Below are 771 nucleotides of genomic sequence, written 5' to 3' on the forward strand. Positions count from 1 at the left end.
CCTTTCTGCGATCCTGCTGCCCGCGACCCCCGTGCCGGCGACCCCCATACCTTTGCCCGCGATCCCCCGGCCTACGAACCGGGTGGCGGTGGTGACCGGCGCCAGCAGCGATCTGGGCCGCGCGCTGGCGATCGGGCTGGCGCGGCAGGGCGTTCATGTCGCGGGCATCGCGCGCGATGCGCAGCGTCTGGCGCAGACCGCCGATCTGTGCCCAAGCGGCCTGTTCACCGCCCTGCCCGGCGACGTGATCGACCCGCAAGCGATGCGCGATCTGGCAGCGCAGGTGGCGGCGCGGATCGGGCCGGTCGGCATCGTGATCAACAGCGCCATCATTTATCGTCGCGATGATTTCCTGACCCATCCGGCAGAGACCTTTGTCCGTCACATTCACGTCAATTGCTGCGGCCCGATCCATGTCGCTTCGGCTTTTCTGCCGGCGATGCTGGAACAGGGCCGGGGCCGGATCGTTAACATCGGCAGCTTTGCGGGGGCCGACCCCGTGCCGGGCAGTCTGGGCTATTCGGTCTCGAAGGCCGGGGCGCGCAGCTTTACGCAGGCGCTGACGGTCGAACTGGCGGGCCGCCTGCCCGGCATCTCGGTCGTGGAATGGTTTCCAGGCGTGCGTCTTTCGGCGGATGGGCAGGCCGAGGACATTCCCGCCGACATCGTCGCGCCCTGGGGCGTGGCTTTGGCGCTGGACGACCGACCCGGCCTGCATGGCGCATCCTTCATGAAGGACCGCGAGATGCTGGAGCCCCGATCCCTTCGGCG

General features: G+C 68.7%; 1 protein-coding gene. It reads left to right on the forward strand.

What is annotated here, in order from left to right; all coding sequences use genetic code 11:
- The coding region (locus tag EG885_RS22345; protein WP_131579068.1) for an SDR family NAD(P)-dependent oxidoreductase at positions 1 to 771 on the forward strand (771 nt) is incomplete at both ends.

The sequence above is a fragment of the Paracoccus nototheniae genome (genome assembly GCF_004335005.1).
Classification (GTDB): Bacteria; Pseudomonadota; Alphaproteobacteria; order Rhodobacterales; family Rhodobacteraceae; genus Paracoccus; species Paracoccus nototheniae.